Here is a 15,978-nt window from a genome sequence, read left to right as displayed (position 1 = left end):
GCTGCCTCACAGGGAGCGGTCTTCGATGGGCGACTACGGTGATACGGCTGATCCGCGATGGTCGATCTACATGGTGGCCAAGATCCCCGAATACACCGAAGTGCGAGATGAAGTTCTGCGTCACTGTCGATCTCGACAAGCGAGCATCGACGGTGACCGTCTGCTACATGCAGTCGTATCTGCATCATGGCAATGCCTGCGCGAGTTGTCGATCGGGCGGCGGGACATCACGTGGGAAGCTTTGTGCCTGCTTCGTGCCAATCCCGATTTCGACCATCAGAAACTGGCCGCATACCTGAGCACCAAGGGTGCTGCAGGGATCGCTGTCAACGACAAGCTGTGCACCTACCTAACCCACGTGGTTCCCCGGAGACTCGCAGCCCTGGTCGACTGCGGAAACTTCGACCTAGATTGAACTCGAATGCGCCGACTTTGCAATAGGTTCGGCGGGGCGGGCGTCTGCAACTGTGTGGGTCAGCGATGCCCAGACGATTGGGGAATAGGCGAGTTCACCCGAGCTGGATTCCCACTCCCGCAACCGGCTTCGTTGCCACTTGGCTACAGCCTCAACCGGATTAGCTTGATTGTGTGCGCGGTCAACGCTGAGCGCCAGGTCAGCCGTGGGAAGCACCGATCGTCTTACCCCTCCGATTCTGTGGAATGCATCGTCGGTCGGAAGTGTCCAACGGGTAGTGGTCACCAGAGAGGCACCGGAATCCAACAGAGCGACTACCAACCCAAAGGTTTCGGCAGACCGGAAGTCCACACCACCCTCGCACGCGATGAGGGCGACCCGGCAGGGAATGGGCCATATCTCGTGCCCGTAGTTCCGCCGATTCGATCCGTAACGGCGCCAGACTTTTTCGTCCGAACATTGCTGAGTTCCCAGCAGGAAATCCAGTGCGCACAGCGGCAAATGGTAGCCCTCCCGAATTGGTACCATTTCACCAGAGGCCATCGGGGGGCGCACGACCGCAGCCATTCCCCACATGCCATTACCTGATGTGCGGCCTCCCGCTGTATCAAAGAGGTGGATGGAGGCAGATCCCGGCTCGTCCGGCCTCGCGGACACATGCCCAAAGTACAACATCCTGGATCGTCCTGTTTTCAGAGCTTCTGACAATGCCACCCGGTCAAATTTTCGTGGCACCTCAGTGCTGACATCGGTGCCACCGGTCGCGGCGATTTCATCTGAAATACCGTCAAGCAATGCATTTTTCGAGAGCCCGGCAAGCGTCTGCCGAAAGCCGTGATCGAGAGCCGATGCAGGCAGAAGCGGGTCTACAATGTGAAGCGGCGGGAGGTGGTGCACGTCGTCCCAGTGCGGAGGCAGGACGCTTCGATGAGCGTGAACTGTCGCCGGCGGATCGAAGGTCACCACGGCAATGTCGAGCAGTCGCCGACGGGTGTCTACGAATAGTAGTTCCCACGGCACCCGCGCAATTCGAGGACTAGGGGTGATCCTGACGTGGATAATGCCCTGTGCATCGAACCGCTCACCGAGTTGTCGACGCAACGCTTCGGGGAGCACGGCCTCGGCGAGCAGAGCAGCCAACCGTCGCTCGCCTTCGAGAGTAGCGAACGCGCCGCTGCATAGCGCGCGTGTAGCTGCCGACTCCTTGGACTCGATCCCAGTACTCGAATCTTCCGACAACAGCGGCGCAGTCAAGGCATTGTCAAGTAAAGACACTGCTGCGAAAAGGGTTTCGCTGTCAAGACGGACGGCATGCGGCACGTTGGGCAAGTCCATCCACGTCCACGACAGATACGTGGGACCGGCATCGGCTGCCCTGACGAGGACAACCTGGGCGTCTCCGTGAGCCACCGCTACCACCGCGCTCCCCCTACAGCATCGTCGGATTCTCTACGCGCGATCAACAATTCACACAGGAGGGGATGTCCCCCCGCTTGGACATCGTTGCCGGACTCCACAGCTCGCACATAGCTCTTGATCGCCTCGATTCGCTTGGTCAACAGAACACTCAATACTGCACTGCCGTCACCTAATTCGCTTACCATATTCATCAGTGTCTCGACCGCAAATTCGGCGGCCTCCAAAGATTCCCGGATGAACCCGCGAACTGCGGACATCGCCGCTCGCCGCGTAGCGGAATCCGAAGACGAATCAACGGCATACCGTGCAGCAACTGCGGCGCGTCTCGAGCGCCATGATTCGACCATGAACCTGTCTACTTCAACCAGCGCAGTAAGGGGATCGCCCACGCGAAGATCATGTAGATCGGTAGATGCGTGGAAGACTCCGAAACATGCGTCGGCGAAGGCGTCCTCGCTCAAATCCAGCATCCCGACCAGGTTGTGCCCGTTCCACGTCATAGGAGCGGTCGACAGCAATGTCCCCGATCTGCGATCCGCCGCATAGGCCGACATCTCACACGCTTCACGACAGTTCGAATCGACACCGGGTGCCAACTGCGCCGACAGGATCACACTCCCGGATTCAGTTCCTGCCAAGAGTGTCGCCTCGAGATCCGGCGTGCCTGCGCCTCTCCAGGCGAGAATTCGTAGAGGAAGAACATGCGGATCGGAGTACCCGCTCGACACAGTGGGCCGGAGTGTTCGAACACCGCCTGCCATATCGGTGTCGACGAGACCATGCGACGCAGCGTCCACCAACTCCTCGATCCACCGTCGCAGCGTTTCGTCGTCGAATGTGGTGATTGCCTGTACTTGCGCAGCGATACCGATCATGACGTGGCCCCACGCGGTCTCCGATAGAACGTCAGCCGCTGCGAGAGAAACGATTGCCAGTTCATTTGCTGCACTGCTGGACAACTCACCCCCGAGACATTCGTCGCCAAGAATCTCCAGCGTCGGAGATGCGAGCGCAAAGCGCCCGTATGACTCGACCCTATCTCCGAGCAGGTGTCGCGAAGTAGCGTCATCGAGCATTAGAACACCCTCGTCGATCGGCGCCACCGACCAGCGAGCAATTGCTGCAGTCAACGCACGACGAGTCCACAAAGGATTTAAATGTACGGCAGCACAATATATTTCGCGCCCATTTGAAGCGCCTGCGAGACGCTCGTGGAAATCGGTTTCGGCGCATGCTCCTGACAGTGCCTGGGCGTCACTTCCCTCCGCAACGCGCCAGCGTACTACCGTCGATGTATCTGCCGCATCTACTACCACATCGATTCCGGCAGCAATCGGAACAACCACTTCTGCGACGGAAGGAGCAACGTCGCCGTCCCAGTAAAGATCACCGCCATCAACTTGGATCGGTTGCAGAGTCATCGATTCACTCATCTGTTCGTCTCCGTCAACTCGGTCCATCCGTTGCGATGCTTTCGAAGGTCCTGCAGGACTGCTGCGGATTTCTGTGCCCAGGTTTGCTCGGCGGCTTTGTGCCCGACGATTTCGATACCGTCGCTACCGAAAACATCGTCGTCGCAGATAGCCATCGCCAGGGAACCCTGCAGGAGTTGCAGAACGAGCGTGATCGATTTGTCGGGGGTTGGGGCGAGTGTGTTCGTAGGCTTATGAATGTCGAACAAGTGACGTACCATCGCCCGAGCCGCACCGCGATCGACGAACTCAGCGATTTCAGAAACAGAACCATCGGAAAGTGCCTGGGCGTCCGATGCCAAGAGGTCGAGAACGATCTCGCGTTCCCAACACGGCCACGGCCCGTCGAACGCGCCGCCCCACGGATGATTCGATTCGATCGGACTTTTCGAGACGTACGCATGCGCGCGATCGAACAGGAGTCTCATCAGTACACCCCGATAGCCGAGTGCAACGCCGATCGGGTGTACAGACGACGAAGCATGGTCACTCTCTTGTTGTGCCTCAGGGCTTGTCGACTGCCTTGCCGATTTGAAGACCTTGCGCTGCAAATCCTGCGTCGCACGATTGAGGTTCGACTTGTAGACGCGCACTACGAGGTCATCAGTGAGCTCCACCTCGTCGATGTGAAGCCGCACAAGATTTCGGCGTGCACGACGCCATGCTTCACCGACAACGTCTGAGATCGTATACAGGTTGCTCCCCTGCACCAGGGGCATTTCCGAGTCCGTAACCGCGATACCTGTCTGATCGAGATACCAGTGCAGTCTGGCATCGGCGAATTCAATTTCCTCGACTGTGGGGAGGCGGTCCGCGATGTCGGGTTCACCGTACTCATCAGTCATTCTTTCGATTGCAGCACTGAGAATTTCGAGATCCTCCTGCTCGGACACATCGGCGATTCGATCGAGATAGTCAACCAGCCTGCCGCTGTACGCGCGCACGGCCGAAGCTACTATCGCGTTCTTGAATGGTTCGGCGTCAGCGACAAAACGATCAGCGTGGCCGCGACTGGAAACGACCGCGCCACACGCTTCCGAACCGATCATCGCATTGCGGGCTGCCGTGCGCGGAGGTCCGTCCTCGTACTTCCGTATTGCCGACGCCATGGCCCGAGGCAAGTTCCGCGGCCGCTCCTTCCTCACATTCTGAACGACGTCTGCCGAGCATCGCGCAAACGGATCACCGTACGCAGCGGCAATGTCGCACACCATGTCCCAGATTTCCACGCCGATGGCCGTTTGATTGGTACCCTGCCGCATCCGCCGTGCAGCCTCCGGGACGGTCAGTTCCTCGACCCATGCTCTCGTTCCGAGTTCACTGGTCCACTTCGCCAGATCCTCGGCGAAGTGCTTGACGTTCGGCTTCGGTGACGGTGACGCCTTGACCCACAGCTCGATCAGTTCGTTTCTCGTAAGGGATGCTTCTGCCCGCCGGCCGTCGCTGAGTTCACGGCCGATCCACCATCCACTGGTGGTCAATTCACTGTTCGGCAACATGTCACCTACTCCCCGTAATAGAAATCAGAACTGAACTTCGCAGATTAGTCTCATTGAATGACTTTCGGTCGAGGGTGAACTCGTTCATCATTAACTCGATCGACAGGTAATCGTCCTTCTTGTTCGAAACCTTGCGACTATCGAATCAGACAGGAGGCAGAGTCGACAGTGTCTACCGAAATCGCATCATGAGCGCAATCGTCATCGTTCTCGCGTTCATGATGATGGTGACGTACTTCGTCCTCGGTGGGCAAACCGGCCGCGCGGGTGGGATGTCCCTCCGCCAGAAGTCCGACAGTGGCGAGAACCGGTTCGGCCGATGTTTCCTGGCAGGATTCATAGTTCTGAGCGCACTCGTCGAGCTTGCTCCATCCTCGGGTTCGACCTACGACTCGCCCGTTCAGACAGGCATAGCAGTCGCATTGTTTTCCCTGGCAGTCGGCCTTTTCAGAGGGATTCCCGGAGTCTCCCTCGGGACCGACCTGCTCTATTCCGTCATCGGCCTTATTGCTCTGGTACCGGCATTGTCGGAACTCACCGCACCGAATATTTGTGGCATCGATTCGAATGTTCCCGTACGGATCGCCGCTGTCGCATTGTTCGTCGTAATCGGGTCGCTGAGCGGAACTGCAGGCTTCTTTCTCGGAGGCGCAAAAATCAGCGAACTGACCGTCGTTGGTCTCGCCTGGTTCGGGGCTATCGATATCGTGCTGGCATTGACCTCACCGGTCGGAGTGGTATCAGGCACGGCGCCGCTGATTCTCGGTCTGGTCGCCGCCGTTGTTCTGGGAGGTATCATCGGAGCGAAACCGGAGTTGGGTCTCCTGGTAGTAGGCACTGCGTTAGGCCTTATCGTGCTGCTTACCTCAGCATCCGGGATAACCACTAGTTGCGACGAGGTTGATTCCGTGGGATCTGTGACAATGTTCGTCGCCTTTGCCGTGATATTCGGCCTCGGCCGATTGACTATCGGAAAACTCCTGCCCGGACGCGTCCGATAACTATGGACGACCAACTCTGGCCAAGTCAGCTGTATCTGGACGGAACGGCGCTCGTCGCCGATGGCCGCGCCGGCGATGCACTCGGCCCTCTGCAACTGGCTCTCGACGTCTGCATCGAGACCGGAGAATTACACCAGATCGCGCAATGTCTGCGATGGATCGGGATTGCACAACACGAAATCGGACTGGCCGAAACTTCGATCGAGACGTTAGGCCACGCATTGGACATGTCGGCCCATGTAGACGACCCCGAACTGACGGCCGACTGCTCGGGCTTGCTCGGGGAGGTCTACGAACAGGTCGGCAGATTCGACGACGCAGTCGAGGCGTTTCGTCGAGCCGCAGTCGGATTCTTCGCCATCGGGAACCTGCCGGATTCGGCGGACTGCCGTGAACGCGCCGGATCATGCCTCATCGAGATGGAGGACGCCGATTCCGCCAGAGTCGAGTTCATCACGGCGCGTGCTCTTTACGACGAGAACGGCGGGCCCTTGGACGTTGCTCGTTGCCAGTACTTCATCGGGCTCACCTCGACGGTCTCGGGGCTTGCCGATGCCGAGTTCGAGCTGCGCTCGGCAATCGAGTACTTCGCATTGACCGAGCACCGAGACGCCGAAGGCGACTGCTGGGAGCAACTCGGAGACCTCTACTTCGACACCGGGCGCATTGCGGACGCGGTGTCGTCGTATAGTGCCGCGATCCCACTGCACACGAGCACCGGACAGACGAGTAGCAGCGCACACTGCTACAAACAGTTGGGACTCCTGCAAGTACATCTCCGCTCCCCCCTCGACGCGATCAGTTCCTTGTCGTCTGCCCGCGAACTTCTGGCCGAAGAGCATCCGGACGAGGCAATCGGTATCGATATCGGACTCGGAATGATCTACGAGGATCTGGCTCGGTACCCCGACGCAATTTCCGCCTATAGCCTCGCGCGGCAAGCATATACAGATCTCGGTGACACCATCGGTGCGGCAACGTGCACCATGCACCTGGGGACTGTCCGAATGACGTCGGGCGATCTGATCTCTGCCGAGCACCTGTTGGCCAAGGCACTGTCGGAATTCGACGCGTCAGAGCAACCCGTGTTGCGTGCGACGTGCCTGCGGTATTGCGCGGTACTATCGCGCGAGAAGTTCCAATTTTCCGCCTCAGAAAGACTTTTGAACCAGTCGCTCGGGCTGATATCAAACTTGGACGAGCCCGAGTTGGAGTCGGATTGTAGACAAGATCTGGCAGTACTGCTGATGCAGAACGCCGAATACGAATCGGCAATCGAGAAACTTGAATCTGTTCAAACAGCATTCGCCGACTTGGGCATCTTCGAGAAGTCGGCCCAATGCCTTCAAACCATCGGCGTATGTCTGCTCTCGCTTGGACGGTACAACGATGCCGAACGTGCACTGCTCGAGTCCCGAAAAGTATTCTTCGACAACGGAATCGAATACGGAATAGCAACCAGCGACTCACACGTGAGTCAGGTCTATCTCGAAACCGGAAGACTCACGGAGGCAGAGTCGGCATTCTCCCGGGCTCATGCGACCTTCATGGAACTCGGCTTGGTCGACCGAGTTGCGATGGTCGAGCAGAACACCGGGGGTTTGCATATCGCGAGAAAGAACTTCGACGCGGCCGAAGAGGCATTTACCCGGGCCGCAACACTGTTCGACAGGCTCGGCCAACGCGGTCGAGCTGCTGTGTGCCGCTGCAACATCGGGGCCGTCGCCTTTATGAAATCAGATTTCGGTCGGTCCAAGAAGCTGTTGGCGGCAGCATTGGAAGACTTCGGATCAGAACCGGCCTATCGACGAAATGTCGGCTGGTGCGAACGCAACCTCGCGTGCGCCGAGATCATGGAGGGAAATCATGACCGGGCCTTGGTCCACCTCGGGACTGCTCGGAAGCAGTTCGAAGACCTCGAGACCATGATCGACGTTGCAAAATGCGATTTCCTGGCCGCTGCGTCCATCGACCAGACCTCCGGCGGTGAGCGTCTGCGGGAGGCCCTCGAACTTGCGCTTCCTGCCGTTCGCTACCTCAACGCACAACGGTTCCAATTCTCGCTTGCCGGTATGCGAATGGCCTGGGAGGCAACCGTTGCGCAATGGATGGCCGAAATATTTCGATGGGCCGATCAATTGGGCGATCAGTCGTTGATGAGCGAACTCATCGAATCGACTATCAACTCCGGAACACACGTAGCAGCAGTCTCGGCGCATCCCGTCACAATGCTGGTGGACGTCGAATCGACATCGCCGGGGATGCTAGCCGACGCTGCCGACTCGATCATGGGCGGAGCCGGTCTGCTGGTTGCCGGTGCGGTACTCCCGATGCTCCCTCCACCACTACTGCGAATGCCTAACGGACACATTGCACTTGAATGTTACCTCCACTCGATGACCACGCGATACGGCAGCATCGCAGCGTCTGCGATGGTGACGGTGGCCTGAGGCCGACCGTCACCGAACGTCCGTCACCGCACCCTACGAATCAGGCCCGACGTCATTCCGGCGATCGCGTCCGCGATTCCTCCGGAGTCCGCCACTCTCGCCTTGGAATCCCGCTCGTCGGAGATCACGGCAAGCATCTCGGCACTGGCCATCCCCAAACCACAAGTGATGATTCGGATTCCGTCCACGGTCAGAAGCGAAGCCGCTCTCTTTGCCGCGTCGACCGGCCCCAGGTCACCGTCACCGAAGATTGCAAGGACTCGGTCACCGGCAGGGCGTTCCATCAGCATCTTGTGCGCCTCCGCCAGGCACGGAACTATGTCATTGTTGCCGCGGACCTGTGCAGAATCGAGAAGCTCGCGTGCCGAGCGCGGCGACCGCTCCAACGGCGAGCGCCCTACCACGTCATGGTCCCAGAGCAGCATGCCCACGGAGTACCCGTCCTCGACCGCCTCGTCGATAAATCGAGCGCAGCCCGTCTTTGCCTCCGCGAGCCGCTCTCCGTACATCGACCCACTGACATCGAGCGCAAGAATCACCGAGCCACTCAAGCTCGCCTGCAAGAGTTCCAGGTTCTCACCGGGAGGCGATTCGGTGACCGGGTGCCCGCCGAACCTCTTCTTCGTCCAAGTTGCCATTCCACAGACCTTCGCTAGGTGGATAACATCAGGCCTGCAACAGCCTGCCGCTGCTCGACGATTTCGCCTTCGTCGAGGGTTCCTTCCATGAACGCCTCCATCGACAGTGGTCGATTTCGGCCGTCGGTCATCTCCACGGACAGTCGACCGTCGACGGCGACCGAGATCAGTACCTTGATTTCCGTTCCTGCCGGCGCCTTCTCCAGACCGGAGACTTCACAGTCGAAAATGATCCGGTTGTCAGCGGGATCTTCGCTTTCGACCGCACCGGCCTGTTCGTACAGGCGGATACGAACCTTGTCCTGATTATCGAAGATGGTCGAGACCGCGGTCGCGGCCTTAGTCACGGGCAACGGCGTGTTTGCCTTGAGGATGTGCCGGACATACGGCTGCTCTCGCCACGGATGCGCACTCGAATGGATGAGCAGCCCAATCGAACGGGGCAAAACCGAGTTGATTCGATCACCGCCCGACAACGCGTGCACAGCCGAAGACCCCGCCAACCGACCCGCCAGCCGAGCAGCGCCCTGCGCCACAACTTTGTCCGGATCACCGATCAATATCGGGACGTCGAACATTCGGTTCAGTTCATCCCGGATCATCGGGAGTCGGGTCGAACCACCCACCATGAGGATCCGGGCTACCGGCGGCGCACCGAGGGACGCCGCTGCCCGTCGAACACGTTCCACGGACGCATGACATTGCAGAACCAGGTCTCGGCACACCGCCTCGAACTCGCCCTTGGTCACGGTAATACCGAACCGCGCCTTACCGAAACGAAACCGGCCGCTGGCACTTTCACGCACACTGAGCTCGCGCTTCAGCCGTTCTGCCTCGGCCCCGACCACAGCAACAAATTCGTCGTCGTACCGGCAATCGTCGACGTCCTCGACGACAGCCTCGATCTTGTTCCACAGCAGCTCGACCATCCGCTGATCCCAATCGAGGCCACCAAGAGCGGACTCCCCGTCGACGGCCCAGATCCGCGGCGGTCCGGACAGCGTTGCAGCCACAACCGCCACGTCGAAAGTCCCTCCGCCCAAATCGAATACCAGAGACGAACCGGCGGCAGGGTCCGCAGCGTCGTAGGCATAAGCCGCTGCGGCCGGTTCAGCGAGCAACTCGAGACAGTTCAGGCCCGCAATTCTGGCTGCCGCAAACGTCGCTTCCTTTTCCGCAACACCGAAATACGCCGGTACTGTGATCACCGCCTGGATCTCGGAAATCCCGACTCCGAGAACCAACGCGGCGTCCTCGGCAAGTCGTCGGAGAATCATTCCGGAAATTGCTTCCGGCGTGTACGCGACACCGCCGAACTCCTGACGGTGGTCCTTTCCCATGGAGCGTTTGATTCCGACCACCACATTGTCGGGGTCCTCACCCATCATCTCTTTGGCATCAAAGCCCACCGACACTTTCGAGCCGGAAAAATGCACCACCGACGGTGTGAGTTCCCGATCGTCGGGGGTTCGGACCAGTTCGATTCGGCCGGTGCGATCGGCTGCATACACGCACGAGTACGTGGTTCCGAGATCTATCCCAATGGCAACCATCGATCAATCCCAGGGGAACGGGATCAGGCTCGAAAGCTGCACACGGATGTTCTGCGCCCACGCGTACCACTGATCGAACAACTCCTGGCCACGCCCGTCCTCGAGCAGATACGCCGTCAACAGCCACGCCAGAATGATCAGCAGGACAATGTGTACCGCGCTCCACGCATAGCGGAAGGTCCAGTAGATTGCCGGGATTCCGTTTCGCAACTAAATACACCTACCTAACTCGGACTCGCGACAGGCGTCGCGAGGAGAGAGATCTTGGTGTTCGACACGTCGAGCACCCACTGCAGTACCGCGACGGGGTTCCGCGGATCGTCGAGAGCGAGCGAACTCATGGAGTCCACCGCAAAATAGGTCACCTTCTCGAAGTCGTCTTCGATACGCCGGACCAGACCGTCCTCACCATGACCGTTCAGCCACTGGCGAATTCCTGCGGAGTTTCCCGGTGTTAGTTCACGACCGGCAGTAAGGCTCTGCAGGACATCGATTTTGGTAAGAACGACAGCCAGATTCCTTCGACGCAAATCGACATTCTCGGCTCGTAGTCGGTCGACAACGCTGGCGTAAGCGTCCTCCTGATCACCGACCGCAATCTCGACGCGGCGTGCGCCTCCGCTCCGCTGGACCTCCTCGCGGATGTTCTCGAAAGCGAGCGGATCCAACACCACAAGCAGAACTCCGGCACTGTCCATGTAGTGGAGACTTTGCGTCATATCCATATTGGTGAACGACTCTCCGGCCGCGTCCATCATCTGAATCTCGATGGTTCGACCATTGACATCGAGTCGATACGGGAGGCCCTCCGGCTGCGCCCGGACCGGAGTCTTGGCCGTCTTCTGTGATGTCTTCACAACATCTTTCGCGGCCGCCAAGAAGTCTGTCGACGCGGGCGACAGTGGAACGATCTCCCCACCCCGAGTTTTCACGTGCGCGGCGAGAGCCGCGGTACTGGCCGCGAACAGTCTGGTCTTACCCGCACCGACACTGCCGATCGTCGGGATCTGAATTGTGTACCGCGTACCTGCTCCCTCCGCAAGGGCGCTGTCACAAAACGGGCAGACGGCATCAAGCACTTTGGCCGCCTTGCCGACTGTCGTCGGCAGGCTCGTTCGGCACGCGCAGCGTCGACGAATCATGCCCAGCGGGCCCGGTGAGATATCACGATGAATGACCTCACAGATTGGATTCTTGCACTTGAAACTGGGCGTATCCGTTTCCCGGTAGCAGACATGGCACTTGAGAGACGCCTTCGCGCGTCGGCGTCCGAGCTTCTCGCTCCACCGATACAGCGTCACCCACACCACCTGGATCAGGTACACGGCACCACCGAAGACCAGCATCGCGATCAACCAGAACGCGATGGACACCCACGTGGCCACGAAGAATCCTGCAGTGGGTACCGCAGCGAAGAGTATCCAGAGAAGACCTGGAATAGTCGTCGTCGCTGCAGACGCCACACCCTTCGAACCGGATGGGGCCGAGCCCTTGGATTTTCCAACCTTCATTGCCGACGCAAGATTCGCCGGCCGAGTCCGGGTCCAGACGGCGCGAAGGAGCAGCCTTGTCTCGGCGGTCACCGCGAGAGCGTCCAAACGAGCCTGGTACGGGTTGTACACGGGCCATGCCCGGTCCCAACCGAAGTGCTTCTGCATTCCCCTCGGCGGAATCCTCATTACCTTGTTGTCGACAACTTTGTCCGGAGTTGCGATCGCAGGCTTGACGGACGCTTTGCCGCTCAGCACCCGCAGCGGTATCAAGAGGCCGGCGATCAGTCCGGCGATCAGTCCGACCGAGAAGGAAACTATCCAATAGAAAACAAAGAGCGCCAGCATTCTCATGAAGAGTGCAAGAACCACCCACGCGACGAAGACTGCTGCAGCAATCGCGATACCCACAAATATGAGTGAGCCCAGATCATCCACGGATCAGCCCTCCTTTCCGAATAACCGCTTACCCCCGCGGACAAGATTTCGAGCCATGCGGCCCTTCTTGCTCTCCCCCAGCAGCTCGTCCCACGCGCCGGCCCACTCGTCAGGAAGATCGTGCTTGAGGTCCTCGACCTGCATCCGGCTTTCCCGGCTGTCAGCCAATTCCGTGAGGAATTCCGTGGCACTGTCCGCCTGGACCCCGAGCCCCTCGACGCTGTGGAACAGCGCGACTTCAAGCGTCACGACCGGGTCCCGCTCGAACCGTCGTCTCAGTTCCTCTGTCATCGCAGTACCGCAGACATCGCCGGCCTCACGGACAAGCCTTCGCAGTGCCCGCGTATCACGCGCATCGATGAGCAAGGTGCCGATCTCGATCATGAAGAACGATCGACAGGATCCGATCCGGGTGGCAAACTCATCGAGTGCGCGATTCTCGGGGAAGTCGATAGATTGATTTGCCGCAGCGTAAGCTCTTGACAAGAAACGCATTTCGTCGAGTATCGGGTCGAGATCACGACTCTCGATCCGAACCCCTCTGCCGAGCAGCGCCTTCAGAACCGGTCGTACGGCCGCCCCTTCACTGCCGACCTGCTCCCGGATGCGATCGATTTCCTCGGCAAGCCACCGACCCAATGACGGCGATACAATTCGAGTGCGATCGATCCATTGTCCGATCAGACGCGCGTCTGCAGCCAATTCGACACCCGCCAAGACCACCCGCCATGCGCCCGGGGGTATCGACGCGGAACGGCGCTCGTCACCGAGCAGAGCTGCGCGTTTTTTCGGCGGCACCACCGCAATGCGAGCCGCGGCGATCCACCCGTCGAGCGGCGTACGCATTTCCGCGGAGACCCAATCCCATTGCCCACCAATGAGATCTGCGGTTACTTCCCGGTCCCCCTGTTCAAGTAGACCAACTACGCGCTGCACGGTTCCCACCGTGGTTTCCTGCCGATACATTCGGTGCATCCGATCGTCCGACAGCCCCGGATTCCTTGCCCAGAACTCCTCGAAGCGTGCGAGGCCATCACGGACAGCATCCGGATGAGCCTCGAGCGCAAAGGCATTCGCAACCACCATCAGATCCGACATCGCCTCGGCCGGAGCACCGTTGACGGCTTCGACCCAGCTGTTTTGGTACTGGCGTATATACATTCCCAACGCCGGATCAGCCGGGGACTGAGTCGACAATTCATTCATCTCTTGCGCCCAGGCGATGACCAACGCGGAGTGGTTCGACACAGCTCGAAGTGTCTGGGCCGCAATACGGAAACCGAACTCGTCAGCACCAACCCGCCGCGCCGACCACAATGCCCGCGCAGCAGTTCTCACATCGTCCTCGGTGTCGAAATGTGCCTGCTGAGTGGCTGAAGAAAGCTCGTCCGCATACATGGCCAGATCGTCGGCTTGTCCCGACTCGACCAAACTGATGACCGCCCGCACGGCGGCGTCACCGTCACCGTCGACCAGACCGGAACCGCCGAGTTGGACCAAGCGCGCCACCCGAGTCGCATCGTCGGCCCCCATCGCCGGCTCCCAGGTACGCGCCAACTCGACAGCAGCCAGAGCGTCCTCGGCATCCAACTCGGTGAACCACTCGGCCTGATCACGAGCAGACCGAGACGCCTCCACCGGCGTCGATTGGCGATTGAGTACGTCGAAAACGTTGTAGGCTCCGCCACCGACACCAAGCGGCGGCGGATCGAACACCGAACTGGTACCGACAATCGCCGCGTCCACCGCTAGCGGGTTCTTGACCAGCGCAGCGAATTTGACGGAAACAGCCAGTTCGAGATCGAGAAACAGCGTGCCCAGCGCAATCCACTTCATGACCACCTCGAGGTCGTCGTGGACGATGACCAATTTCTTCGACCGCTCCGCGACCGACTCCTCGATCATCGTGAGGAATGCCGGAAACATCTCGATTGCCCACGAATCGTCGAGCAGCCCGTCCTTCAACTCGGACGCCTCGAACTCGGGATCGATCTCCAGCGGAGTCACCCAGGACTCGAGGTTTCGCTCTGCCTTCTCGAGACACCATCGCCGCGCACCGAACAACTGAGCGGGACGATAGGGTGCGAAGTCCGCGATATCCCCAGTCACGACCGACTGAGTCAGCTGATTTCCCGGCCGACCGTTGTTGGTCTTACCCGTCGAGCGCCCGCGGGCCAGATAAAACCGCTCCCCGACCGGTCGATAACGACACGACGGCGGGTGAGCCAGCGGATCGTTGTCGATCGACCAACCCGTCACCACCTGATGCAGCAGATACTCCTGCACCGCACGACGATCCACCGGTGTGAAACCTTCGGACGCACCCTGGAAGTTGAACCCGTCGACCCCGTCCAAAGATTCCGCCCCGGTGCTGTCGGTGTAGATCGAGACGTCGAACACCGCTCAGCCCTCCTTCGCGAGGAACCCACGGTCCGCCATCAACCACAACAGTGGATCGGCGACTCGGTGCGGAAGGAGTCCACGGGCGTTGACCTTCAACTGCTGGTACTCCGGCTCCGCCCCGAGGGCCGACGCACCGAACAGGCGGTAATTCTCGTAGTTAGCCTCCAACAACCGCAGCAGCTGCCCACCGCCCCACTGATCGATCATCGCCGCCACATGGTCATGAATATCCCGAGATTCCGCGTCGTCGAAATACGGCAGACGCTGGGCCGGCCGACGCACCGGATGATCCGGCGGAATGTCGTCGAAGAAGGCGTCGATCTTCGACACCACTACGGCCACCGGCTGCTTGATCCGCTTGTTCTTCTTCGTCCGCTCCGCAGTCTGGAGGACCGTGGTGATCGCTCGCAGAACCGTCTCCGGCTCGGTCTCGAGGCTCTCCGGATCCACCCCTTTGCTGACGGCAAGATCGCGATTGCCTGAGAATCCGAACGGATCGAGCAAGATGATCACACCGTCGGTCGCCCCGAGATAGTGCTGACCGAGAGCTCGATCCTCGGTTGCCAGATCCTCACCCGCGGAGTCGTAGAACGAGAATATGGTCGACACCTGGCGGTCCCGATTGCCGAAGCCCTTCTTCGCATAGCGCCACTCGAATACTGCCGGGATACTCATCCCCGTCGACTTCTGAGCAGTCTGCTCCGGAAGCGAGCCACCCTGGTTCTCCATGCCCTTGAGCAGGAGTTCCAGATCTGAGGAGAGTCCCGCCTTGCCACCGGGGGAATCGATCGACGCCTGGAATCGCTGCGCAATAGTGGTGTAGAGATCGCGCTGCAGGACCGCCAGCATGACCGTCTTGCCGGATCCGCGGACCCCGACCAGACCGAACATCGGCGAGTCGCTGTCGAAGTTGCGCGGCAGTCGGGAGTGGCAATGCGGACACACTCGAATTGCACTTTCAGAACCACAGAGACCGCACGTCGCCTCGTTGCGACTCAGCTTCTGGGCACCCGTGGCATCAACGATGGTCGGACGAACAGGAGTCGCGTCACCGAAGTACTTCACCCGATTCTGATCGGTGGCTTCACCGCAGGCCTGCTTGCCGGGCGCCGCCTTGCCCGAGCAGCGCACCGCCAACGCGTTCGGGTTGATCTGGTCGTAACAGTAAGGGCATGCCGTTGTCCGCTGGAAGATTCCCAC

12 protein-coding genes are annotated in these 15,978 nt (G+C 59.7%); 3 read left to right on the top strand and 9 right to left on the bottom strand.

The window, feature by feature from the left end; all coding sequences use genetic code 11:
- Positions 1-25 precede the first annotated feature (25 nt).
- Complete coding sequence (locus AC1Q61_RS20085) at positions 26-415, top strand: hypothetical protein (protein ID WP_042920685.1); 390 nt, start codon at positions 26-28, stop codon at positions 413-415.
- On the opposite strand, the gene AC1Q61_RS20080 is transcribed toward AC1Q61_RS20085, so the two are convergent.
- The 3 genes from AC1Q61_RS20080 to AC1Q61_RS20070 all read right to left on the bottom strand — a co-directional run bounded on the left by AC1Q61_RS20080 (position 407) and on the right by AC1Q61_RS20070 (position 4,805).
- On the bottom strand, positions 407-1,750 hold the full coding sequence (locus tag AC1Q61_RS20080; protein ID WP_215515546.1) for a CHAT domain-containing protein: 1,344 nt from the start codon (positions 1,748-1,750) through the stop codon (positions 407-409). The two genes, AC1Q61_RS20085 and AC1Q61_RS20080, sit on opposite strands and share 9 nt — an antisense overlap.
- Before the next feature lie 77 nt (positions 1,751-1,827).
- On the bottom strand, positions 1,828-3,267 hold the full coding sequence (locus AC1Q61_RS20075; RefSeq protein ID WP_492651041.1) for a hypothetical protein: 1,440 nt from the start codon (positions 3,265-3,267) through the stop codon (positions 1,828-1,830).
- Positions 3,264-4,805 (bottom strand): hypothetical protein, encoded by a 1,542-nt coding sequence (locus AC1Q61_RS20070; protein ID WP_042920693.1) that lies wholly within the window; start codon positions 4,803-4,805, stop codon positions 3,264-3,266. The genes AC1Q61_RS20075 and AC1Q61_RS20070 overlap by 4 nt, the downstream gene beginning before the upstream one ends.
- Positions 4,806-4,993: 188 nt before the next feature.
- On the opposite strand from AC1Q61_RS20070, the gene AC1Q61_RS20065 reads away from it, so the two are divergent.
- Complete coding sequence (locus tag AC1Q61_RS20065) at positions 4,994-5,806, top strand: hypothetical protein (protein WP_128637863.1); 813 nt, start codon at positions 4,994-4,996, stop codon at positions 5,804-5,806.
- Between the two features lie 2 nt (positions 5,807-5,808).
- The gene (locus AC1Q61_RS20060; protein WP_215515545.1) at positions 5,809-8,256 is read left to right on the top strand and encodes a tetratricopeptide repeat protein; all 2,448 of its coding nucleotides are present in this window, start codon (positions 5,809-5,811) and stop codon (positions 8,254-8,256) included.
- A gap of 23 nt (positions 8,257-8,279) precedes the next feature.
- On the opposite strand, the gene AC1Q61_RS20055 is transcribed toward AC1Q61_RS20060, so the two are convergent.
- From AC1Q61_RS20055 to AC1Q61_RS20030, 6 genes are read right to left on the bottom strand one after another with little or no spacing between them, the layout of a single operon-like run.
- Positions 8,280-8,894, bottom strand: coding sequence for a vWA domain-containing protein (locus tag AC1Q61_RS20055; protein WP_042920700.1), 615 nt, complete (start codon positions 8,892-8,894; stop codon positions 8,280-8,282).
- Between the two features lie 14 nt (positions 8,895-8,908).
- The gene (locus AC1Q61_RS20050) at positions 8,909-10,447 is read right to left on the bottom strand and encodes an Hsp70 family protein (protein ID WP_042920703.1); all 1,539 of its coding nucleotides are present in this window, start codon (positions 10,445-10,447) and stop codon (positions 8,909-8,911) included.
- A 3-nt stretch (positions 10,448-10,450) separates the two neighbouring features.
- Complete coding sequence (locus AC1Q61_RS20045) at positions 10,451-10,657, bottom strand: hypothetical protein (RefSeq protein ID WP_042920705.1); 207 nt, start codon at positions 10,655-10,657, stop codon at positions 10,451-10,453.
- Between the two features lie 14 nt (positions 10,658-10,671).
- Positions 10,672-12,375: a TRAFAC clade GTPase domain-containing protein gene (locus AC1Q61_RS20040; RefSeq protein WP_042920708.1), complete on the bottom strand. Its 1,704-nt coding sequence runs from the start codon at positions 12,373-12,375 to the stop codon at positions 10,672-10,674.
- Between the two features lie 3 nt (positions 12,376-12,378).
- Positions 12,379-14,775: a GAP1-N2 domain-containing protein gene (locus AC1Q61_RS20035; RefSeq protein ID WP_492651040.1), complete on the bottom strand. Its 2,397-nt coding sequence runs from the start codon at positions 14,773-14,775 to the stop codon at positions 12,379-12,381.
- A 3-nt stretch (positions 14,776-14,778) separates the two neighbouring features.
- A complete protein-coding gene (locus AC1Q61_RS20030; RefSeq protein ID WP_042920716.1) occupies positions 14,779-15,978 on the bottom strand; it encodes a hypothetical protein in 1,200 nt (399 codons plus the stop codon).

The organism is Rhodococcus sp. MPR-R1B (assembly GCF_058793255.1).
This window is presented reverse-complemented; position numbering and strand designations above follow the sequence as displayed.